The sequence below is a fragment of the Plantactinospora sp. CA-294935 genome (assembly GCF_050936445.1).
Taxonomy (GTDB): domain Bacteria; phylum Actinomycetota; class Actinomycetes; order Mycobacteriales; family Micromonosporaceae; genus Plantactinospora.
Genome location: NZ_JBNJMU010000001.1, coordinates 969,710 through 990,856, shown reverse-complemented (window position 1 = coordinate 990,856; position 21,147 = coordinate 969,710). Strand labels below are relative to the sequence as shown.

Here is a 21,147-nt window from a genome sequence, read left to right as displayed (position 1 = left end):
TCAGGCCGAGGCGGTGCCGGTGGGCCGGGAACGCAGTTCGGCCACGTAGTCGTCGGGGGCACCGGCCTTCTCCGCCGCGTTGGCGATCTCCGACAGGTACCACGCGGTGGGCAGCCCGCCCTCGTAGCCGGCGAAGACGTACACCCAGGCGGTGATCTCGCCGTCCAGGGTGACCACCCGGACGTGCAGCTTCCGGTACGTGCCGGAGGCCACCCCCTCGACCTCGTCGAGTTGGGCGGCGTCCCAGGAGTGCACGTCGTAGAGTGCGACGAAGACCCGATCGCCGGGCGACTCGACGATGGTGGTGACGGCGCCCTCCCAGCCGATCACCCCCTCGCCGGCGAAGGTGAGCCGCCAGCCTTCCAGCCAGCCGGTGCCCACCATGGGTGAGTGCGGGCAGTAGGCACGCATCCGGGCGGGATCGAGGTTTGAGCCGTACGCGGCGTAATGACGCACGGCGATGACGATAGCCCGGTGGAGGGGTGGGGGAGAATACGACCGTGCGTGTCGGACGGGTTCTGAACGAGATTGTCACTGGAAGCAGCGACGGAGGGCGAGCACTGTGAGCCGGATTGTGATCATCGGCGGGGGGCCGGCCGGCTACGAGGCGGCGCTGGTCGCCGCGCAGTTGGACGCCGATGTGACGGTGGTCGAGACCGACGGGGCGGGCGGGGCGTGCGTGCTGCACGACTGCGTACCGTCGAAGACCTTCATCGCCAGTTCCGAAGTGGTGACCGGATATCGGGACACCGAGGAGTTCGGGGTGCACTCGGACGGGCTGGACGCGATCACCGTCGACGCGCCGACCGTGTACGGCCGGGTCAAGCGGCTCGCGCTCGCCCAGTCCGCCGACATCCAGGCAAAACTGATCAAGGCCGGCGTGACCTTCGTCTCCGGTCGGGCCCGGCTGGGCGAGGACACGCTCGGTCACACCCACCGGGTACTGGTGACCCCGCCGGACGGTGACTCCACGTACTCGATGGACGCCTCGACCGTGCTGATCGCCACCGGTGCCACCCCGAGGGTGCTGCCCACCGCGGTCCCGGACGGCGAGCGGATTCTGGACTGGCGCCAGGTCTACGACCTGGCCGAGCTGCCGGAACGGCTGATCGTGATCGGCTCCGGCGTCACCGGTGCCGAGTTCGCCAGCGCCTACCTGGCGATGGGGGTACAGGTGACCCTGGTCTCCAGCCGCGACCGGGTGATGCCGCACGAGGACCCCGACGCCGCGATGGCGATCGAGCAGGTCTTCCGGGCCCGGGGGATGGAGATCCTCAACAACAGCCGGGCGAACGCGGTCCGCCGCTCCGGCGACGGGGTCGAGGTGGAACTCGCCGACGGCCGGGTGGTGTCCGGCTCGCACGCGCTGATGGCGGTCGGCTCGGTCCCCAACACCGCGGATCTCGGCCTGACCGAGTACGGCGTGACGGTGGCCCCGGGCGGCTACGTCAGCACCGACCGGGTCTCCCGGACCAACGTGCCCGGCATCTACGCCGCCGGTGACTGCACCGGGGTACTGCCGCTGGCCAGCGTCGCCGCCATGCAGGGCCGGATCGCGATGTGGCACGCGCTGGGCGAGGCGGTCTCGCCGCTGCGGCTGCGTACCGTCGCCGCCAACGTCTTCACCGATCCCGAGCTGGCCACGGTCGGGGTGTCGCAGAACGAGGTGGACTCGGGGCGGGTCCCGGCCCGCCAGGTGATGCTGCCGCTGGCGGGCAACGCCCGGGCCAAGATGGCCGACGTGCGGGACGGCTTCATCAAGCTGTTCTGCCGCCCGGCCAGTGGCCAGGTCGTCGGCGGTGTCGTGGTGGCGCCGAAGGCCAGCGAGCTGATCCTGCCGATCACCATGGCGGTGGAGAACAACCTCACGGTCGACCAGTTGGCGATGACCTTCACCATCTATCCCTCGCTGTCCGGATCGATCACCGAGGCGGCGCGGCAGTTGATGCTGCACGGGCTGGAGTAGGGGGCTCCGGGCGGGTGGTACGGATAGTTTCGCGGGGCGGTGGTGGCGCGGCCGGCGGCGTACCGTTGTCGGCGCGCGAACCGTATCCCGTCGGGTCCCCCGTTCCCGGTGGTCGAAGCGGTTCGCCACCGGGCCGCCGGCGGGTCCCGCGCCGGCGGCCCTCCTAATCGGCGAATCCGCCATCGGCGATCAAGGCACCGTACGAGGCGCTGGACGTCACCCCGCGACCGTTGTCCAGCGTGGAGCTGCGGGTCCGGGCCGACGTGCTCGCCGACACCGGGCAGGGTGTCGAGGTGACCATCACCCGACTGCGCTGAGCCGGGCCGGGTGGAAATCGACTGCGGGCGGCCGGCCGGCCGGAGTACCGTGGCCGCCATGCGCAGCGCGATGAGCGAGACGACGACGCCGGGACACCCCGGCGTGCCGCGCTGACGCAGACCAACTCGTCGACTGGCCCCGGGGCGATCCGCTCCGGGGCTTCGTCGTGCGCACCAGATCGGCGCGGTCCCTGGGCGGAGCAGCCGTCGGGCCGTACCAGATCTGGGAGCTGACATGCACGACCACCGCAGGCTCGGCCGTGAGCTGGAGCTGTTCCACGCCGATCCGCTCTCCGGGGCCGGGCTGCCGGTCTGGCTGCCGGCCGGCGCCGCCGCCCGGCACAGCGTCGAGGAGTACGTCCGCGAGCTGGAACGTCGGGCCGGCTACCAGCACGTCTACTCGCCCCCGCTGGGCAAGCGGGAGCTGTTCGAGCTGTCCGGGCATCTCGGCTACTTCGCCGGAGACATGTTCCCGGTGCTGCGGCTCTCCGACGACGACGAGTTCGTACTCCGTCCGGCGCTCTGCCCGCACCACGCCCTGGTCTACCGGGCCCGGGGCCGGTCCTACCGGGAGTTGCCGCTGCGCATCGCCGAGCTGGGCGGGATGTACCGGCCGGAGCGGTCCGGGGTGCTCGGCGGGCTCAGCCGGGTGCGGGCGATCTCGCTCAACGACGCGCACAACTTCTGTCCGCCGGAGCAGGTCGGCGCCGAGGTCGCCGAGGTGCTGGAGCTGATCCGGGTGGCGCACGCCGCGCTCGGGGTACGCCCGGCGGGGTTCCGGCTGTCGCTGCGCGGACCGGGCGAGAAGTACGTCGGCGACGACGAGGAGTGGCGGCACGCCGAGGACCTGCTCCGGGCGGCACTGTCCGGACTGCCGTACGTCGAGGCGCCCGGGGAGGCGGCATTTTACGGACCGAAGATCGACATCCAGGTACGGGACGCCGCCGGCCGGGAGTCGACCCTCTCCACCATCCAGCTCGACTTCGACAAGCCGGCCCGGTTCGATCTCGGCTACGCCGACGCCCGGGGACGGCGGGCGCGGCCGGTGATGGTGCACCGGAGCCTGGTCGGCAGCATGGAGCGGCTCTTCGGGTACCTGATCGAGGTGCACGCCGGTGCCTTTCCGGCCTGGTACGCCCCGGTCCAGGTGCGGGTACTGCCGGTCGGGCCGGAGCAGGTGGCGGCGGCGGAGGCGTTCCGCCGGGACTGCGTACTCGCCGGGCTGCGGGCGGAGCTGGTCGTCGACGGGTCGCTCGGCGCCCGTATCCGGGACGCCGCCCAGCGCCGGGTCCCGTACGCGGCGGTGCTCGGTGCCCGGGAGGTGGCGGCCGGGCAGGTGGCGCTGCGGCTGCGGGACGGCCGGGGCGTCGACCCGATGGCGGCGCCGGACGCGTTGGGCCTGATCGCCGGGGTGGTTGCCGGCCGATCGGCGGAACTCCTACCCTGAGCCGGGCCAAAGCTGGTGCGGCCAGCATATCTTGTCGATGTCAAGATATGCTGGCCGCCATGAGCGAGGACAGCACCGCCGGGCGGCCGTACCATCACGGAGACCTGCGGAGGGCGTTGCTCTCCGCCGCCGCGACCGCGATCGAGGAGTCCGGTCCGGCCGGTCTCAGCCTGCGCGACCTGGCCCGCCGGGCCGGCGTCTCGCACGCCGCCCCGGCGCACCACTTCGGCGACAAGGCCGGGCTGCTCACCGCGTTCGCCACCGAGGGCTTCGAGATGCTGGCCGACAGGCTGGCCCGGATCCGCCAGGAGTCCGGCGGCAACCTGCTCGAACTCGGGGTCGGCTACGTCACGTTCGCAGTGCACCACCGGGCCCACTTCGAGGTGATGTTCCGGCCGGAACTCTTCCACCGCGACGACGCCGCACTCGCCGCCGCCCAGCAGCGGGCCCGGGCGGCACTCCGGGCCGGTGTGTCCGGCCTGCCGGCGGCACCGGTCGGCCCGGAGGGGGCGCAGACCGAGCTGGCCGCCTGGTCGATCGTGCACGGCTTCGCCAACCTGTGGCTCGGCGGAGCGCTCCGGGGCGACCAGGTCGGCGACGACCCGGAGGCCGCCGCCAGGCTGGTGATCACTCGACTCTTCACGACACCCGGTTGAGCCGTCTCCGCCGCTCAGCAGTGGGGGATTTCCCGGCAGCTCACCTGTTGGTGGTGTTTCCCGGCAGCTCGCCTGGTGGTGGTGTTTCACGCAGCTCGCCTGGTGGCGGTGTTTCCCGGCAGCTCACCAGTTGGTGGGCAGCGGCATCCCCTCGGTGTAGCCGGCGGCGCTCTGCACCCCGACCACCGCGTTGGCGTGGAACTCGGCGAGATCGGCGGCGCCCGCGTACGTGCACGCGCTGCGTACCCCGGCGACGATCTCGTCGATCAGGTCCTCCACGCCCGGCCGGTTCGGGGCGAGGTACATCCGCGCGCTGGAGATCCCCTCCTCGAAGACCGCCTTCCGGGCCTGGTCGTACGGGCTGTCCTCGGCGGTACGCGCACTGACCGCCCGCGCCGAGGCCATGCCGAAGCTCTCCTTGTAGCGCCGGCCGTCGGCGTCGGTGTAGAGATCCCCGGGTGACTCGTAGGTGCCGGCGAACCAGGTGCCGATCATCACGTTCGACGCCCCGGCGGCCAGGGCCAGCGCGACGTCGCGTGGGTGCCGTACCCCGCCGTCGGCCCAGACGTGCCGGCCCAGCTCGCGGGCGGCGGCCGCGCAGTCGAGTACCGCGGAGAACTGTGGCCGGCCCACCCCGGTCATCATCCGGGTGGTGCACATCGCACCCGGCCCCACGCCGACCTTGACGAGGTCCGCACCCGCCTCGACCAGATCCCGTACCCCTTCCGGGGTGACCACGTTGCCGGCGGCCACCGGGACCGGCGGGTTCAGGCTGCGTACCGCCCGCAGGGCCCGGAGCATCCGCTCCTGGTGGCCGTGCGCGGTGTCCACCACCAGGGTGTCCACCCCGGCCTCGAAGAGCGCGGCGGCCTTGCCGGCGACGTCGCCGTTGATGCCGATCGCGGCGGCGATCCGCAACCGACCCTTGCCGTCCAGCGCGGGCCGGTACAGCGTGGCCCGCAGCGCACCCCGGCGGGTCAGCACCCCGACCAGCCGGCCCTCGACGTCGACCACCGGAGCGAGCCGGCGGCGGCCCCGGGACAGCCGGTCGAACCCGGTTCGGGGATCGGCCTCGGCGGGCACGGTGTGCAGTTCGGTGGACATCACATGCCGCAACTGCGCGAACCGGTCCACCCCGACCGTGTCGGCCTCGGTCACCACGCCGACCGGCCGTCCGTCCGGGTCGACCACGATCACCGCACCGTGCGACCGCTTCGGCAACAGATGGATGGCGTCTCCGACGGTGTCGGTCGGACCGAGCGTGATCGCGGTGTCGTGCACCAGATGCCGCTGCTTGACCCAGCCGATCACCTCGGCGACCACCTCGATCGGGATGTCCTGCGGCAGTACGGTGAGACCTCCGCGCCGGGCCACCGTCTCGGCCATCCGCCGACCGGCCACCGCCGTCATGTTGGACACCACGATCGGGATCGTGGTGCCGGTCCCGTCGCTGCTGGCCAGGTCGACGTCGAGCCGGGACTCCACGGCCGACCGGACCGGGGCCAGGAAGACGTCGTTGTAGGTCAGATCCTGGGTGGGCTTTCCGCCGGTGATGAACCGCACCTGGCCATCATGCCGGAGGACGATCCGCCCGGCCCGGCAGTCCCGCTGGTCACGTCACCGGCCTCTCCGGTTCTCACCGCTGTCGCCGGCCCCCGCGACGCCGGTGTCCCCGCTCCCGTCGTCTCCTGCCCGCCTGACGGTCTGGGCTCGCTGCCCGTCTGACGGTCTGGGCTCGCTGCCAGCCGGTGCCGGGGACTCCGGGCCGAGGGTGTGCGACGTGTGCCGGACGGGTCAGCTGATGACGCAGATGACGGCGCCCGCGGTGAGCACCCCGCCGACCTCGACGGCGAGCTCGCTCACCACGCCGGCCTTGTGCGCGTGCAGCGGCTGTTCCATCTTCATCGCCTCCATGACGACGATCAGGTCACCCTCGGCGACCGTGTCGCCGTCGGCAACCGCGATCTTGACGATGGTGCCCTGCATCGGGGAGGTCAGCGCGTCTCCACCGCCGGCGGCCCCGCCCGCCGTACCCGACCGGCCAGCGCGCCGGGCCGGCCGTCGGACGGCGGCACCGGAGGCAACCGGGCCGGCGGCCGGGGCCGTACCCGCGCCGTAGCCGGCGGGGAGGCTGACCTCCAGCCGCTTGCCGCCGACCTCGACCACGACGGTCTCCCGATCGCCGGCCGGCTCGTCGGCCGGCCCGGCGCCGGTGAACGCCGGCACGGTGTTGTCGAACTCGGTCTCGATCCACCTGGTGTGCACGGTGAACGGCGCGGAGGTGAAAGCCGGGTCCCGGACGACGAGCCGGTGGAACGGCAGCGCGGTGGCCATCCCGTCCACCACCATCTCGTCGAGGGCCCGGCGAGCGCGCTCCAGCGCCTCGGTACGGGTCTCGCCGGTGACGATCACCTTGGCGAGCAGCGAGTCGAAGTTGCCGCCGATCACGTCGCCCGCGACGATGCCGGCGTCCACCCGTACGCCGGGCCCGGTGGGAAGCCGCAGCGCGGTCACCGTGCCCGGCGCCGGCAGGAAGTTCCGGCCCGGGTCCTCGCCGTTGATCCGGAACTCGATCGAGTGCCCGCGCGGCACGGGATCGGCGTCGAACCGGAGCTTCTCGCCGGACGCGATCCGGAACTGCTCCCGGACCAGGTCGATGCCGGCGGTCTCCTCGGTCACCGGGTGCTCCACCTGTAGCCGCGTGTTCACCTCCAGGAAGGAGATGGTGCCGTCCACGCCGACCAGGTATTCCACGGTGCCGGCGCCGTGGTAGTCGGCCTCCCGGCAGATCGCCTTCGCGCTGGCGTGGATCGCCGCCCGCTGCTCGTCGGTCAGGAACGGGGCCGGCGCCTCCTCGACGAGTTTCTGGTGGCGGCGTTGCAGCGAGCAGTCCCGGGTCCCGACCACCACGACGTTGCCGTGCTGGTCGGCGAGGACCTGTGCCTCGACGTGCCGGGGCCGGTCCAGGTAGCGCTCGACGAAACATTCGCCCCGGCCGAACGCGGCCAGCGCCTCCCGGGTGGCCGACTCGAAGAGCGCCGGGATCTCCTCCATCGTCCGGGCCACCTTGAGACCCCGGCCGCCGCCGCCGAACGCCGCCTTGATCGCCACCGGCAGACCGTGCTCGGCGGCGAAGGCCAGCACCTCGTCCGGCCCGCTCACCGGCTCGGAGGTGCCGGGCACCAGCGGAGCGCCGGCCCGCTGCGCGAGATGCCGGGCGGTGACCTTGTCGCCCAGGTCGCGGATCGCCTGCGGGCTCGGCCCGATCCAGGTCAGGCCGGCGTCGATCACCGCCGCCGCGAAGTCCGCGTTCTCCGAGAGAAACCCGTAACCCGGGTGTACGGCATCAGCGCCCGAGCGGGCGGCCACGTCGAGCAGCTTGTCGATCCGCAGGTACGTCTCGGTCGCGGTCTCGCCGCCGAGTGCGTACGCCTCGTCGGCGAGGGTGGCGTGCAGCGCGTCCCGGTCCGAGTCGGCGTAGACGGCGACGCTGGCCAGTCCGGCGTCCCGGCAGGCGCGGACGACCCGTACCGCGATCTCGCCCCGGTTGGCGATCAGTACCTTGCGCACGCGGCTGCTCCTCCTCGAATCGCTCCCCACCGTCGCCGGTCGCCGAGGTGGCTGCCAGGGACGTTGCCAGGGCCATTGTCAACGACCCCGGCCGTCCGTCCGACGGGCGGGGCGGTGACCCCGGTCGGCCGGCCCGCGTCCGGCGCTGCTCCCGACCCGCTCGCCAGTCGCTTCCAGCCGCCGCCGAGAAGGCGGTGTTGCTGTTGGTTACCGTGTCAGCTACACGCCGTTACCTAGCTGGTCGGCCCAGCCGCGGGGCGGCGTTGGTAGCTAGTCAATTTTGGTTATTACGCTTCTGGGTGTGTCAGCTACCCGAATGATGATTCTCGGCCTGGTCCGGTGGATGCAACCGGTACACGGCTATGACGTACGTCGCGAGCTGTTGAGCTGGAGCGCGGACAAGTGGGCGAACGTCCAGCCCGGCTCGATCTATCACGCGCTGCGCAAGCTGACCGAGGAGGGATTGTTACGGGAGGTGGCCACCGAGCAGGTCGGCGCCCGTCCGGCCCGGGTCACGTACGGGATCACCCCGAAGGGCGAGGACGAGTTCCAGGGCCTGCTCAGGGGCAACTGGTGGAACCTCGACGAGGTCGTCGACCCGTTCTTCGCGGCCTTCTCCTTCCTGCCCGCACTGCCCAGGGAGGAGGCGTCGGCGGCGCTGCGTAACCGGGCCCGACTGCTGCGGGCGGTCAACGACAGTCTGCGGGCGGCGATGGAGTCCGGCTGGATGAAGAAGGACAAGCCGGTGCATGTCGCCTGGATGTGGCAGTTGTCGATCGCCCGGGCGGAGGGGGAGATCGGCTGGTGTGAGCGGATCGCCGACCTGATCGACGCCGGGGTGCCGTACCTGCCGGAGGACTACGCGGAGAACCAGGACTGGGCACAGTTCGCCTCGATGGCCGTCGAGCCCTCCTGGGGCGGCGGCCGTACGCCTGACGATCCGGCTCCCGCCGAGCCGCCGTCGGCGGCGGGGTCCGAGCCGTCGCCGGAGTCGTCGTCCCGACCGGCCGGGGACGGCGGTACGACGCGTAATAATCAACGTTGACTAGATGCGCTATATCGCGTTAGCCTCCCGGAAGCGTTGCGGTGGGCGCCTTCTGGCGTGCCCCGGGGGATGGGGCCGGTGGGGATGCCGGTCCAGGCTGACCAGGAGCAGGCATGATCGAGACAAAGGGGTTGCGGAAGTCGTTCCGCTCCCGACAGGGCAGAGAGAAGAAGTCGGTCGACGCGGTCCGCGGTGTCGACCTGGTGGTGGCCGAGGGGGAGATCTTCGGCTTCCTCGGCCCGAACGGTGCGGGCAAGACCACCACGCTGCGGATGCTCGCCACGCTCATCGAGCCGGACGGCGGCGAGGCGAACATCGCCGGTGTCGACCTGCGGACCAATCCGGGTGAGGTGCGGCGGCGGATCGGCTACGTGGCACAGGGCGGCAGCACCTGGGACGAGTCGACCGCCCGCGAGGAGCTGGTCCTGCACGCCCGGATGTACGGCCTCAGCAAGGCCGAGGCGAACCGGCGCGCGGTACGCGCACTGGAGGCGTTCCAGCTCACCGAGTACGCCGACCGCAAGTGCAAGACCTACTCCGGCGGCCAGCGTCGCCGGGTGGACATCGCGCTCGGCATCATCCACGAGCCGAAGATCGTCTTTCTGGACGAGCCGACCACCGGCCTCGACCCGCAGAGCCGGGCACACATGTGGGACGAGATCCGCCGGCTGCGCGCCGAGGGCATGACCGTCTTCATCACCACGCACTACCTCGACGAGGCGGACGCGCTCTGCGACCGGATCGCCATCATGGACCACGGCGAGGTGGTGGCCGAGGGAACTCCGGCGGAGTTGAAGCGGGAGATCTCCGGCGACGTGGTGCTGGTCACCATCGAAGGCTCGGCTCCCGAAGCCGCCGGCAAGGTGCTGGAGAACGAGTCGTACGTCACCGGGCTGGAGGCCTCCGACGAGGGCGGCCTCCGGCTCTACGTCAACGACGGTGCCCGGGACATGCCCCAGATCCTCCGTGCGCTCGACGCCGCCGGCATCGCGCTCAGCTCGATCGAGCTGCACCGGCCCAGCCTCGACGACGTGTTCCTCACCAAGACCGGCCGCTCGCTGCGCGAGTCCTGACCGCTCGCCGCGCGAGACCTGCGCCTTCGCCGCGCACCGCCGAACAGGAGACTTGTGATGAAATTCGCCCGCGACACATGGTTGATCTTCCAGCGGCAGTTCCTGCTGCTGGTCCGCCAGCCCGTCTGGCTCTTCGTCGGCATCTTCCAGCCGGTGATGTACCTGCTGCTCTTCGCCCCGCTGCTCAAGCCCGCGTTGCAGGCGTCGAGCAACGCGGAGGCGTACCGGATCTTCGTGCCCGGCCTGCTGGTCCTGCTCGCCATCTTCGGCGGGCTGTTCCAGGGCTTCGGTCTGATCGCCGAGCTGAGGGCCGGGGTGATCGAACGGTCCCGGGTCACCCCGGTCAGCCGGCTCGCCCTGCTGCTCGGCCGATCGCTGCGCGACGTGGTGTCGCTGATCGCCCAGGCGATCATCATCACCGTGCTGGCGTTGGCCTTCGGGCTCTCGGTCTTCATCGGTGACCTGCTGCTGGCGTACCTGCTGCTGGCGCTGATCGCACTGATGACGTCGGCCCTGTCCTACGGGATCGCGCTGGTGGTGAAGAGCGAGGACGCGCTGGCGCCGCTGATGAACACGATCGCCCAACCGGTCCTGCTGCTCTCCGGGATCCTGCTGCCGCTGAACTTCGCGCCCGGCTGGTTGCAGGGGATCGCCGACTGGAACCCGTTCTCCTGGGCGGTCGACGGCGCCCGGGCGCTGTTCGCCGGCGATCTCGGCAACGACGCCGTCTGGCAGGGACTCTCGGTGATGGCGGTGATCACGGCGCTCGCCGTGGTCTGGGCCGCGCGAGAGTTCGCCCGCAGCGTCCGCTAGCTCCCCATCGGGTACGGGCGGAGCCGACCTCCGCGTCGGTTACACCCGTACCCGGGTTCGGGGTCGGTGTTGCCGACGGTCAGCGGCGGCGGGCCAGGGTGAGGCCGTCGGCGATCGGCAGCATCACGAGCTCGACCCGCTCGTCGGCGAGTACTGCCTCGTTGAACTCGGCGATCGCCCGGTCCGCCACGGTCTGCGGGGCCAGGATCCGACCGCCCCGCAGCACGTTGTCCACCACGATCAACCCACCGGTACGCATCCTCGGCACCAACTCGGCCCAGTAGGTCAGATAGCCCGGCTTGTCGGCGTCGACGAAGGCGAAGTCGAGGTGCGGCTCCACGGGGAGGGATCGCAGATTCTCGGCGGCCGGGCCGATCCGCAGCTCGATCCGGTCGTCGACCCCGGCCCGTGCCCAGTACCGGCGGGCGACCGCCGTGTACTCCTCGGAGATGTCGAAGCAGGTCAACCGGCCGTCGGCGGGCAGGCCACGGGCGATCGCCAACGAGGAGAGCCCAGTGAAGGTGCCGACCTCGACCGCCTGCCGGGCGTTCAGCAGCCGGGTCAGGAAGGTGAGCAGCCCCGCCTGCTCCGGAGCGATCTGCATCGCGGCGTCGGCCGGCAGTAGCGAAACCGTCTCGTCGATCAGCTCCTGGGCCAGGGCGTCCGGCGGGGAGCCATGCGCCAGGACGTACGCGTGTAGGTCTTCGGTAAGCGGAATCGACTTCGTGGGCACTGCTCGACGCTATGCCAGGTTCCCGGCCGACGGTAGCGGTTCGTCAGTGCGGGTCGGTCGCCGCCGACGTGGCCGCTGTCCCGCCGTCGACACCGAACGGAGTCGTTCGGGCGGCCCAGAGGTCCGTGATCAGCAGGTCGAGGTCGCCGAGCATGTGGCGGAACAGCGGCAGGGAGAGGCCGATCACCGCGCCGGGATCGCCGTCCACCCGGTCGACGAACGGGCCACCCAGCCCGTCGATGGTGAACGCGCCCGCCACCTGCAACGGCTCACCTGTCGCCACGTACGCGGCGATCTCTTCGTCGGTGATCTCCGCGAAGTAGACGGCGGTGCCGGCGACCCGGGCAACCTCGCGCCCGTTCGACAGGTCGATCAGGCAGTGCCCGGTGTGCAGCACGCCGCTCTTGCCCCGCATCGCCTGCCAGCGGCGGGTCGCCTCGTCCGCGTCGGCCGGCTTGCCGAGGATCTCGCCGTCGAAGGCCAGCACCGAGTCACAGCCGAGCACGAGCGTACGGGGCTCGGCCGCGTTGTTTCCGATCTCATCGGTGGCACCGGCACCTACGGCAGCCGACGCGATCCGCTCGGCTACCGCTCGTGCCTTCAGCTGAGCCAGTGTGAGGCTCAGGGCTTCCGGGGTCGAGGGGTCCACCTGTGATTCGTCGACCCCGCTGACCAGTACGTCCGGCTCGATGCCGGCGGCCTGCAGGAGCTTGCGTCGAGCCGGACTCGCCGAGGCGAGCACCAGGCGTAGCCGATTTGTCGTGTGCACGACGGCCAACGTACCCGGCCCCACGAGGGCCACCCGCGATCGGGCCGGGTATTCGGGTGACTCGATTCAGAAGCGGCGCGGCTGCTGTCGCCGTCGCATCAGGAGTACTACCAGCAGGGTCACCAACAGGCCCAGTACGACGAGAGCCACCAGGACACCGATCAGGATCGTCGAGCCGACGTTCGACCTGTTCTCCGGCTCGGGAGCCGCGTTGCCGGTGGGCTGGGTCTGACTGGGGCTGGGCGCGGCACTGGCGCTCGGATCGGCGCTTCCCTCCAGGGGAGGTACGTCCGCCGTCAGCGCCTTGACCAGGTTGAGTACCCCGTACCCGTACTCCTCGTCCCGACCGGGTGCCCCCTTGTCATCAGCGGTCGCGGTCAGCCGATGTACGACTTCCTCCGCCGACAGATCCGGAAACTTGCTCCGTACGAGCGCAGCCGCCCCAGCCACGATCGCGGTCGAAGGCGAGGTTCCAGTACCGGTTCGGTAGCGCCCGTTAACCGAGGTGCTGACAATTCCGACCCCAGGTGCGCTGAGGGCAAGCCTACTGCCTGTTACAGAGATGTCGGCGTGCTCTCCTCTCTGGTCAGTCGCGCCAACTGCAACGACTCCCTCTGCTGCGGCGGGAAATTGGATTAGGAAATCTCCTGGTCTGTTTCCGGCTGCTGCAACAATTACTATGTCCGCCTCAAGTGCTGCTCGTAGTGCTGCGTTCAGGCGGGATGTGGATCCTCCTCCTGATGATAAACTAATAACATCAACGCGTTTCGATACAGCCCATTCGATAGCCTTGGCGGTATCGTCTGTGTCATGACTCTTGTTTCCGTTCCGTATTGGAACAATCTTGGCTTGTGGTGCGATTCCGAGGGCACCGTTGCTTCCACGGCCGTGGGCGGCTATTAGGCCGGCCATTCCGGTCCCATGGCCGCCGGGGTCGCTATCCTGACGGCCGTTGCCGGAACCGCCGCCTTCTGTGACGGTGCCTGGTAGGAGATTATTGCGAAGGTCAGGATGCGGGTCGACGCCGGTGTCGATGACGGCGACAGCCACCCCTTCTCCTTGGCTAATCCTGTGCGCTTCGGCAACCTTCAAATACCTGAGGTGCCATTGATTGTTGCGCACCTGGTCGGCCTTGGCCGCCGTCGCTGGAAAAACAGCGACGGCCGTGGCACAAAGAAGTGCCACGGCCGTGCGGGTCGCGCGGAAGATCACCGCTTGTGACCGATCGCTGGGCCAGGGTCGATCCTGCCCTTATCGCGACTGGGCATCATGACCGGCGCTACTCCCTCATCTGTCTCCCACGGATTATCCGGGTCCCAGTGGCGACTGTTTTCTTCGTTGCTACCCTGACCACCAGTTCGTGCGCCAGAGCTCATACTACTGATTCGCTGGCTAGCACCGACTGGCGTCGTGCCTGCGCCGTTAGCGCCGATGACACCACCGACCGGGTTGATCCGCCGAGTTCCTCCAACTCCCGAAGCGGGCTGTGAGAGGCCTGTGCCTGGTGTTCCACCGATCATCCCGCCCGGAGGCATTACTCGCGGACCCATTCCAACGTTGGGGCCAAGTCCTGGCTTGTTTAGCTGGTTCCCAAGTGGTACCGCTGAGGTCGGATAGCCAGGAGGCAGCCCCGGCGGCTTAGCCCCAGGAGGCAATCCTGGCGGTCTGGCTCCTGGCGGCAAGCCAGGGGGAATCGGAGGCGGGGGCAGGCCGGGACCAACGGTGGGCGGCGGTGGCGGAACGACACTCGGCGGCGTTGGTGGCACCGCCGGGGGAGCTATCGGCCCAGTACCACCGAGGATCGGACCTGCACCAGGCGCAGGTGGTGTCGGAACGACAGTGTGGATGGCCGGAGTCGGAGAGGGACTGTAGCTCGCACCCCCGCCCGCTGGCATCGGCACAACGGGTGGAAGCACCGGTGGGCTCGAACCGCCCATCGCGCTACTGCCACCCGACCCGCTTCCGCTACCAGTCTCATCTCTTCCATCGCCTGGAGTTTTGTACACCGGAGGTTTGCGGAGTTGTACCTGGGCGGTGGCGAGTTCGCTGCTGAGCCCGTACATGATGTGGCGGGCGCGCCAGTTCAGGTCTTCCAGGTCGGATTGGGTCGTCGGCTGCTGCCCAGCAGGCGGCCGACCGTTGTTCGCCTTAACCGCCGCGTCGTACTGCTGCTTGGCCTGCTCCTTCGCGAGGTACTCCTTGTGGATCTCCTCAAGGTTCCTACGCGACTCCCAGATCGCCTGAGTCACGCCCGTGAGGGCCTGCTGGTTGGCGGCGGCTGTGTCGTAGACGCCCTGCACCGTTTCGACGAGGTAGTCGAGCCGCGCGACGTATGCCTTCGCTGCCTCGCTCTTCTCCGGCGGCCACGCTTCGATCAGGTTTTCGCGGTACTGCTTCAACCGCGACAGGTGGAGCAGGCTGAGTTCCGAAGTCTTCCGCCAACCGCTGACATGCTGCCAGTGCGTGTCCGTCTGCTGGTTGGCCAACAGACTCCACATCTGCCGGACATCATGTGACACCCAGTTGGTCGTACCGGAGATCTGGCCGGTCCCCCCACCATCAAGCATCTGGACTCCCCGTGTTCCCCGTGTTCCCCGCGTCACCCTGCGGCGCTGTCGCGTTCTGCGACCCGCGGGGTGGCGGTGCCGCTGCACCAGTCTCATCAAGCGCAGTCTCGACGTCGCGGACCCGGGCCTGCGAGAACGCGTCGGCGTTGCCGTAGTTCTTGCTGACCTTCTCGGCGGCGGTGGCGAGGCCACCGGTGCCGTCGCCGACGTCCCAGACCCGTGTGGACGTGTCCTGTTGGACGTTCCGGTGCGCTTCGAAGAAGGACACCAGCTCCGCAAAACCTGCGTTCGGCGCGGGCAGGTTGGGCAGCATGTCCGACTGGACTTCTTCCATATGTGGTACGTAGTTCTTCTGGACCTCGGCCAGGAGCTGCTGGGCGAACTCTTCCATCCGCTGGATGTCGGCTTCTATGGCGCCGCCGTAGTCGCGCAGCCACGCAGGGCCGCGGTCTTCCTCAGGTATCACGTCTTCTCCCCAGGTGCTACGTACTGCCCCATACCAAGGTTAGTGGGTACGGGCCGGCGTGGGCAGCCCCGTCGGGTCGCCCGGAGCAGGTCAGTGAGGAAGGCCGGAGACCCGCCAGGCGTCACGGCCGGTGTGGGCCGGCATGCCGGACGGGGACACCGTACCGGGACGACCCGTTCGTGCCCAGGTCGACACGGCGGTGGGTCGGGCCGATGTGGCCGGTCGGGGATGGAGGAGGATCGCTCCGACCAGGGCGGCCAACTCCTCCGGTGTCGGGGTACCCCGCACCACCCGGAGCAGTGGTTCTTCGTCAGCCATGGCATTGAGGGTACGTCCCTGTCAATTGGTGGGCGTCTCAGATAGGCGTGCCGAGGGTGTGACTCTTGTTGCCGTTGGGTACCGTCCACGCGTGTCTAGTGCGCCTCCACAACTCATCGCTGACCGGTACCGACTTGTCGAGCCGCTCGGCCAGGGCGGGATGGGTCGGGTCTGGAAGGCGCGTGACGAGGTGCTGCACCGGGACGTCGCGATCAAGGAACTGGTCCCGCCGCCCGGGCTGACCGAGGACGAGCGTCGGGAGATGCGCGAGCGCTCGCTCCGCGAGGCGCGGGCGATCGCCCGGCTCAACCACGCGAACGTGGTCCGGGTCTTCGACGTACTGCGTACCGATGGTGATCCGTGGATCGTCATGGAGTACGTCCCGTCCCGGTCGTTGCAGGACACGCTGGCCAGCGACGGGCCGGTGTCGCCGACCCGGGCCGCCGAAATCGGCCTCGGGGTGCTCGGTGCGCTGAAGTCCGCGCACCGGGCCGGGGTGATGCACCGGGACGTGAAGCCAGGCAACGTGTTGCTCGGCGACGACGGTCGGGTGGTACTGACCGACTTCGGGCTTGCCACCGTGCCGGGGGACCCGAACGTGACCCGTACCGGACTGGTGTTGGGGTCGCCCGCGTACATCGCGCCGGAGCGGGCGCGGGACGGCACCGCCGGGCCGGAGGGTGACCTCTGGTCGCTGGGCGCGACGCTCTACGCCGCCGTCGAGGGCCAGTCGCCGTTCGCCCGACCGTCCGCGATCGCGACGTTGGCGGCGCTGGCCACCGAGCCACCGCCGGCGTCGCGCCGGGCCGGCCCGCTCAAGGCCGTGCTCGCCGGGCTGTTGCGCAAGGACCCGACGACCCGGATCAACGCCGAGGTGGCGGAGCGGTTGCTCCGGCGCGCGGCAGGCCGGCGCAGGAACCCCGGGATGTCACTGCTGGACGGGGTACGACGGCCGGGGCCGCACGGCCCGCGCGAACCGGGCGAGCCGCGTACCCGGATCGTGCCGCTGCCGTCGCCCCGACCGGCCCCTGCCGCGCCGCCGACCGCACCGGCCGCTGCCCCGGCGGTGCCGCCCACCGCCGAGACGACCAAGCTGCCGGCCGCTCCGCCGGCTGCCGAGACGACCAAGTTGTCAGCCTCCGAGACCACGAAGCTGCCGGCCGCTCCACCGGCCGGCGAGACGACGAAGTTGCCCGCCCCGGCTGAGAAGGAGCCGGCGGCGGAGTCACCCGCAACCGAGGTACCGGAGGAAGCCACCGACTCGGACACTGCCCGGCCACCCGCCGAGCCGACGGTCGTCGTCGTGCCCGGCGAGTCGGCCGACAAGGCCGAGGTGAAGTCGGAGCCGGCGCCCACCGCGGTCCAGCCGAAGGCGGAGGCAACCCCGGCTCAGTCGTCGGCAGCGCAGCCGGCGGGCCGGGCAGCGGTCCCGGCCGGCCGCGACGACGAGTACGGCGACCGACAGGGCGACCGGGACGGCCCGCTGGCCGCCGTAGCTGCCGGCAACCGCCGGATGTGGCTGCTCGGCGGGCTGGTCGTGCTGCTCCTGCTCGCTCTCGTCGTGGTCGTGCCACTGGTCCGTGACGGCGGATCGGGCGACGAGGACAGGGACCCGACCTCTGGCTCCGCGCCGACGAGCCAGCCCGCCAGTACGCCGTCCGCACCCGCTACCAGTGCGGCGCCGACGCCCACACCGGCGGCGACCACTGGTCAGTCGGCCCAGCCGCCGGTCACACCGACGGGTCAGTCCGCCCCGCAACTACCGGCGGGCTGGCGGCTGCATCAGGACCCAACCGGGTTCTCCGTGCCGGTGCCGAACGGTTGGACGATTAGCAGGGAAGGCCCGCGGGTGAAGTTCAACGATCCCAACAGCCGCCGGTTCCTCATGATCGACCAGACGAACAGTCCTCGGCCGGATCCCGTTGCGGACTGGAGGGAGCAGGAGCGCGCTCGCCGGGGCACCTACCAGAACTACCAGCGCGTGACGATCCAGGCCGTCGACTACTGGCTGAGGGCCGCCGACTGGGAGTGGCTGCACGACGAGGACGGGGCGCGGATGCACGTCCGTAACCGGGGCTTCGTCACCAGCAGCAGGAAGGCCTACGCGATCCGTTGGGACACCGAGGCGGCCGACTGGAATCGGGAACTCGCCACCTTCAAGATCATCGCGGACGGTTTCCGACCCGCGAAGAGTTGACAGGCATGACCTCACTTCCGCCGGGGTAGTGGTGATCTCGACGGAAGGAGGTACGACTGATGCGTTCCCGACATCATGCGACGAAGCCGAGCATCGCCCTGTGGATGCTGGTCGCGATCGGCGATCTCGCCCTGCTGGTGGCGAGCGTCGGAATGGTCGCGATGATCGCGCTCGCCAGCGTCGTGGCCGTGGCCGTCGGTACGGTCGGTGGCTGGTTGCTGCTGCGGCGCGGCGTGCCGAACCGGACTGCGGCGCTACCGGCCCGGGTGGCCGTACCGGCGACGGGGCGGGCGCGGGCTGGCTCTGCCGGCCAGCTTCGTTGAGATCGGGCTACGGATAGCGGCAGCCGGATCAGTTATCGACCTTCACGGGTGATGACGGGTCCCGCTGCCGCTAACTCGTCTCAGGGACGTGGCCAGCGGCTGTTCAGTCGTCGGGCCACGTCCGCGACGTCGTGCCGATTGTGGGCGAGCAGACTGGTACGGGCGTCGCGATAGCGGGGGCAGGGCCAGCGGCGTCGGCAGGCGACACAGCGCCACATGCCGAGTAGTCGCCACAGGGGCGCCGGGCGATGTCGTTCGACGATTGCCATGGAGCGGTCGCGTTCCATTCCGGACCTCCGGCCGTTGCGGGACGCGCGGCGGCTCGCCGGCTGTCGGGGGAGACGAGCCGCCGCGCGGGAGACCGACCCCACCGGGTTGCGGACCAGGAGAAATCGGCCACTTGAACATAGGGCATCTAGATGCCCTAGGCAACCCTTGATGCATCCTTATGCATCCTTAGGCTTGTGCTGGCACAAGGCTGCGTGATCGAATACTCCTGCGGACCAGGGAGTATCGGTGACAACGTCGAAGACTCAAAAGATCATTGATGACATCAACCGCAAGATCGCAGCGGGCGAACTGAATCCTGGCGACCAGATTCCCAGTGCGGCTGAGCTGCGCGCCGAATATGGCGTGTCCATCACGGTGGTTCGCGGCGCCATCAACTGGTTGAAGGCAACCGGCGCAGTCAAGGGCGTGCCGGGTGTCGGCGTCTTCGTCGCCGAGGACAAGTAGTAGGCAGCCCCGCTGGGCAGTGGCGGACGTGAGCTAGGCTCGCTCGGATGTCAGTGGACGGCTTGACAGACCTCTGGGACAAGCTCTTCGGGGCGCAACCGGACCCACCCCCGCTGCTGGTCCTGATCACCGGGCTGGTCGCGCTAACCGTGGTGGTCACCCGGGTGCCCTGGCGGGTCGGGCGCAACGCCATCACCATCGCGCACGAGGGCGGGCACGCGCTCGCGGCGGTACTCACCGGACGCCGTCTCCAGGGCATCCGGCTGCACTCGGACACCTCCGGGCTGACCCTGTCGGCGGGTCGCCCGACCGGTCCCGGGATGGTCTTCACCCTGCTGGCCGGCTATCTGGCACCCTCGCTGATCGGGCTGATCGGCGCCTGGGTACTCGGCGGAAACCGGATCACCCTGCTGCTCTGGGTGGCGGTCGCACTGCTGCTCGCCATGCTGGTGATGATCCGCAACGTCTTCGGCATCATCTCGATCGTGGTCACCACCGGGGTCGTACTCGGGGTCTCCTGGATGGCGTCACCGGAGGTGCAGGCCGCGTTCGCGTACACGGGGGTGTGGTTTCTGCTGCTCGGCGGCGTACGGCCGGTGGGTGAACTCCAGACGCTGCGTCGCCGGGGGCAACTGCCACAGTCGGACGCAGACCAGCTCGCCTGGCTTACCCGGATACCGGGACTGGTCTGGGTCGGGGTCTTCGGCGCGGTCAACCTGATCGCCCTGCTGGCCGGAGCCGCCCTGCTCACCGGCCCGATACTGAGTTCGGCCAGCCTGTACTGAGTTCGACCAGCCTGCCGGGCTCGGTGCGGCCATGCGGCCATGCGGCGACCGGCGCGGGCCAGGCGCCCGACCACAGTGAGCGGCCGAGAAACAGGGGACGGGATGCGTTACGTGATCATCGGTGCCGGCGCCGTCGGCGGCACCATCGGGGTACGGCTGGGCGAGGCGGGTCGGGACGTGACCCTGGTGGCCCGGGGTGCGCACCTGGCCGCGATCCGGGCGCACGGGCTGACCCTGAGCACCCCGGACGGCGAGTACGTCGGGCGACTCCCCGCGATCGGCGATCCCGCATCGGTCGACTCCGGCCTCGCCGACGAGCCGCTGACCCCGGACACCGTGCTGGTGCTGACGGTGAAGTCGCAGGACACCGAGGCGGCACTGCGGAGTTGGGCCGACCTGCCGGTCCAGGGCGGCGGTACGGCGGCGCAGCGGCTCCCGCTGCTGACCGCGCAGAACGGGGTGGCGAACGAACGTGCCGCCGCCCGGCTCTTCGACCGGGTGTACCCGGTCTGCGTCTGGCTTCCGGCCACCCACCTGGAGCCGGGTCGGGTGGTGGCCAGCGGGCACCCGTACTCGGGCATGCTGCACCTCGGCGCCTTCCCGCACGGTTCCGACGACCTTGCGCACCGGATCAGCGCGGACCTGACGGCGGCCCGGATCCTCGCCCCGGTCCGCGACGACGTGATGCGCTGGAAGTACGGCAAGCTGCTGCGCAACCTCGGCAACGCCGTCCAGGCGCTCTTCGGCCCCTCGGCCGGCACCAAGTCCAAGCCGAACGAAGGGCCGAACGAAGGGCCGAACGAAGGGCCGAACGAAGGGCCGAACGAAGGGCCGAACGAAGGGCCGAACGAAGGGCCGAACGAAGGATTGAGCGTAAGGCCGAGCGAGAGGGCGAGCGGAGGGCCGGACGACCGGCGGGCGGCCCAGGTGGCCGAGCTGCTCGCGGCGGTGCTGGCCGAGGGCGAGAAGGTACTCACCACTGCCGGGATCGGGTACAGCTCGCGGGCGGAGGAGACCGCCGAGCGCGGTGACCGGGTGGAGGCGGTACCCGTGGCCGGGCAGCCCCGGCAGGGCGGCTCGACCTGGCAGAGCCTCGCCCGGGACGCCGGATCGGCCGAGACGGACTACCTCAACGGCGAGATCGTGCTGCTCGGCCGGCTGCACGGCGTGCCGGCCCCGGCCAACGCGGCGGTGCAGCGGGCGATGCGCCGGGCGGTACGGGAGCACATCCCGGCCGGTGAGTTTCCGATCGAGGAGCTGACCCCGACGCCGCACTGAGGATGCCAGGACGCCCGCTGCCCGACTTCGACCGGAACCGGCTCGCGCTGAGGGGTTCCGGCGCCGCAGCGGGGATCGAGAGGCGCCGC

Annotated in this window: 20 protein-coding genes; 12 read left to right on the top strand and 8 right to left on the bottom strand. The window is 70.2% G+C overall.

The features are described 5' to 3' along the window. On the bottom strand, positions 1-456 hold the full coding sequence (locus ACQEVC_RS04395; RefSeq protein WP_101369614.1) for a gamma-glutamylcyclotransferase: 456 nt from the start codon (positions 454-456) through the stop codon (positions 1-3). Between the two features lie 106 nt (positions 457-562). Between ACQEVC_RS04395 and ACQEVC_RS04390 the strand changes: the two genes are divergently transcribed. The 3 genes from ACQEVC_RS04390 to ACQEVC_RS04380 all read left to right on the top strand — a co-directional run bounded on the left by ACQEVC_RS04390 (position 563) and on the right by ACQEVC_RS04380 (position 4,386). Then, positions 563-1,966: an NAD(P)H-quinone dehydrogenase gene (locus ACQEVC_RS04390; RefSeq protein WP_432873590.1), complete on the top strand. Its 1,404-nt coding sequence runs from the start codon at positions 563-565 to the stop codon at positions 1,964-1,966. A 552-nt stretch (positions 1,967-2,518) separates the two neighbouring features. Beyond that, positions 2,519-3,730, top strand: coding sequence for a threonine--tRNA ligase (gene thrS, locus ACQEVC_RS04385; protein ID WP_432873588.1), 1,212 nt, complete (start codon positions 2,519-2,521; stop codon positions 3,728-3,730). Between the two features lie 59 nt (positions 3,731-3,789). Further along, entirely contained in the window at positions 3,790-4,386 is a 597-nt protein-coding gene (locus ACQEVC_RS04380) for a TetR/AcrR family transcriptional regulator (protein ID WP_432873586.1), read from the top strand. 123 nt (positions 4,387-4,509) lie between these two features. Here the strand turns inward: ACQEVC_RS04380 and ACQEVC_RS04375 are convergent, their stop codons facing one another. Together ACQEVC_RS04375 and ACQEVC_RS04370 are read right to left on the bottom strand one after the other, a co-directional pair. Next, positions 4,510-5,949: a GuaB1 family IMP dehydrogenase-related protein gene (locus tag ACQEVC_RS04375; protein WP_432873584.1), complete on the bottom strand. Its 1,440-nt coding sequence runs from the start codon at positions 5,947-5,949 to the stop codon at positions 4,510-4,512. A gap of 231 nt (positions 5,950-6,180) precedes the next feature. After that, the gene (locus ACQEVC_RS04370) at positions 6,181-7,956 is read right to left on the bottom strand and encodes an acetyl/propionyl/methylcrotonyl-CoA carboxylase subunit alpha (RefSeq protein WP_432873583.1); all 1,776 of its coding nucleotides are present in this window, start codon (positions 7,954-7,956) and stop codon (positions 6,181-6,183) included. A 301-nt stretch (positions 7,957-8,257) separates the two neighbouring features. Here ACQEVC_RS04370 and ACQEVC_RS04365 point away from each other — a divergent pair, with 301 nt between their 5' ends. The 3 genes from ACQEVC_RS04365 to ACQEVC_RS04355 all read left to right on the top strand — a co-directional run bounded on the left by ACQEVC_RS04365 (position 8,258) and on the right by ACQEVC_RS04355 (position 10,887). After that, entirely contained in the window at positions 8,258-9,001 is a 744-nt protein-coding gene (locus tag ACQEVC_RS04365; protein ID WP_432873581.1) for a PadR family transcriptional regulator, read from the top strand. Positions 9,002-9,114: 113 nt separating this feature from the next. Then, the gene (locus tag ACQEVC_RS04360) at positions 9,115-10,074 is read left to right on the top strand and encodes an ATP-binding cassette domain-containing protein (RefSeq protein WP_432873579.1); all 960 of its coding nucleotides are present in this window, start codon (positions 9,115-9,117) and stop codon (positions 10,072-10,074) included. Between the two features lie 57 nt (positions 10,075-10,131). Further along, positions 10,132-10,887, top strand: a complete 756-nt coding sequence (locus ACQEVC_RS04355) for an ABC transporter permease (protein ID WP_432873577.1) — start codon at positions 10,132-10,134, stop codon at positions 10,885-10,887. A 79-nt stretch (positions 10,888-10,966) separates the two neighbouring features. Here the strand turns inward: ACQEVC_RS04355 and ACQEVC_RS04350 are convergent, their stop codons facing one another. From ACQEVC_RS04350 to ACQEVC_RS04340, 3 genes are all read right to left on the bottom strand, one after another. Continuing rightward, positions 10,967-11,620 carry an O-methyltransferase gene (locus tag ACQEVC_RS04350; protein WP_432873575.1) on the bottom strand — a complete coding sequence of 218 codons (654 nt, stop codon included), beginning with the start codon at positions 11,618-11,620 and terminating at the stop codon, positions 10,967-10,969. Positions 11,621-11,663: 43 nt separating this feature from the next. Then, positions 11,664-12,389, bottom strand: coding sequence for a Maf family protein (locus ACQEVC_RS04345; protein WP_432873573.1), 726 nt, complete (start codon positions 12,387-12,389; stop codon positions 11,664-11,666). A gap of 66 nt (positions 12,390-12,455) precedes the next feature. Further along, the gene (locus tag ACQEVC_RS04340; RefSeq protein WP_432873572.1) at positions 12,456-13,439 is read right to left on the bottom strand and encodes a S8 family serine peptidase; all 984 of its coding nucleotides are present in this window, start codon (positions 13,437-13,439) and stop codon (positions 12,456-12,458) included. Here ACQEVC_RS04340 and ACQEVC_RS04335 point away from each other — a divergent pair. Then, positions 13,401-13,610 carry a hypothetical protein gene (locus ACQEVC_RS04335; RefSeq protein WP_432892083.1) on the top strand — a complete coding sequence of 70 codons (210 nt, stop codon included), beginning with the start codon at positions 13,401-13,403 and terminating at the stop codon, positions 13,608-13,610. The two genes, ACQEVC_RS04340 and ACQEVC_RS04335, sit on opposite strands and share 39 nt — an antisense overlap. A gap of 1,338 nt (positions 13,611-14,948) precedes the next feature. Here ACQEVC_RS04335 and ACQEVC_RS04330 read toward each other — a convergent pair. Both ACQEVC_RS04330 and ACQEVC_RS04325 read right to left on the bottom strand, forming a co-directional pair. Beyond that, positions 14,949-15,422 (bottom strand): hypothetical protein, encoded by a 474-nt coding sequence (locus tag ACQEVC_RS04330; RefSeq protein ID WP_432873571.1) that lies wholly within the window; start codon positions 15,420-15,422, stop codon positions 14,949-14,951. 90 nt (positions 15,423-15,512) lie between these two features. Next, positions 15,513-15,740, bottom strand: coding sequence for an acyl-CoA carboxylase subunit epsilon (locus tag ACQEVC_RS04325; protein ID WP_432873570.1), 228 nt, complete (start codon positions 15,738-15,740; stop codon positions 15,513-15,515). A gap of 91 nt (positions 15,741-15,831) precedes the next feature. Here ACQEVC_RS04325 and ACQEVC_RS04320 point away from each other — a divergent pair, with 91 nt between their 5' ends. The 5 genes from ACQEVC_RS04320 to ACQEVC_RS04300 all read left to right on the top strand — a co-directional run bounded on the left by ACQEVC_RS04320 (position 15,832) and on the right by ACQEVC_RS04300 (position 21,058). After that, complete coding sequence (locus tag ACQEVC_RS04320; RefSeq protein WP_432873568.1) at positions 15,832-17,937, top strand: protein kinase domain-containing protein; 2,106 nt, start codon at positions 15,832-15,834, stop codon at positions 17,935-17,937. A 59-nt stretch (positions 17,938-17,996) separates the two neighbouring features. Continuing rightward, on the top strand, positions 17,997-18,260 hold the full coding sequence (locus ACQEVC_RS04315) for a hypothetical protein (RefSeq protein WP_432873566.1): 264 nt from the start codon (positions 17,997-17,999) through the stop codon (positions 18,258-18,260). A gap of 516 nt (positions 18,261-18,776) precedes the next feature. Continuing rightward, entirely contained in the window at positions 18,777-18,995 is a 219-nt protein-coding gene (locus ACQEVC_RS04310; RefSeq protein ID WP_432873564.1) for a winged helix-turn-helix domain-containing protein, read from the top strand. A 47-nt stretch (positions 18,996-19,042) separates the two neighbouring features. Continuing rightward, complete coding sequence (locus tag ACQEVC_RS04305; protein WP_432873563.1) at positions 19,043-19,780, top strand: M50 family metallopeptidase; 738 nt, start codon at positions 19,043-19,045, stop codon at positions 19,778-19,780. Between the two features lie 102 nt (positions 19,781-19,882). Then, the gene (locus ACQEVC_RS04300; protein ID WP_432873562.1) at positions 19,883-21,058 is read left to right on the top strand and encodes a ketopantoate reductase family protein; all 1,176 of its coding nucleotides are present in this window, start codon (positions 19,883-19,885) and stop codon (positions 21,056-21,058) included. Positions 21,059-21,147: the final 89 nt, after the last annotated feature.

What these genes read in the sequence shown, in the direction of transcription:
- thrS (WP_432873588.1), top strand. Translation starts at nt 2,519, where the DNA reads ATGCACGACCACCGCAGGCTCGGCCGTGAGCTGGAGCTGTTCCACGCC.
- ACQEVC_RS04380 (WP_432873586.1), top strand. Translation starts at nt 3,790, where the DNA reads ATGAGCGAGGACAGCACCGCCGGGCGGCCGTACCATCACGGAGACCTG.
- ACQEVC_RS04360 (WP_432873579.1), top strand. Translation starts at nt 9,115, where the DNA reads ATGATCGAGACAAAGGGGTTGCGGAAGTCGTTCCGCTCCCGACAGGGC.
- ACQEVC_RS04355 (WP_432873577.1), top strand. Translation starts at nt 10,132, where the DNA reads ATGAAATTCGCCCGCGACACATGGTTGATCTTCCAGCGGCAGTTCCTG.
- ACQEVC_RS04335 (WP_432892083.1), top strand. Translation starts at nt 13,401, where the DNA reads ATGCGGGTCGACGCCGGTGTCGATGACGGCGACAGCCACCCCTTCTCC.
- ACQEVC_RS04325 (WP_432873570.1), bottom strand. Translation starts at nt 15,740, where the DNA reads ATGGCTGACGAAGAACCACTGCTCCGGGTGGTGCGGGGTACCCCGACA.
- ACQEVC_RS04315 (WP_432873566.1), top strand. Translation starts at nt 17,997, where the DNA reads ATGCGTTCCCGACATCATGCGACGAAGCCGAGCATCGCCCTGTGGATG.
- ACQEVC_RS04305 (WP_432873563.1), top strand. Translation starts at nt 19,043, where the DNA reads ATGTCAGTGGACGGCTTGACAGACCTCTGGGACAAGCTCTTCGGGGCG.
- ACQEVC_RS04300 (WP_432873562.1), top strand. Translation starts at nt 19,883, where the DNA reads ATGCGTTACGTGATCATCGGTGCCGGCGCCGTCGGCGGCACCATCGGG.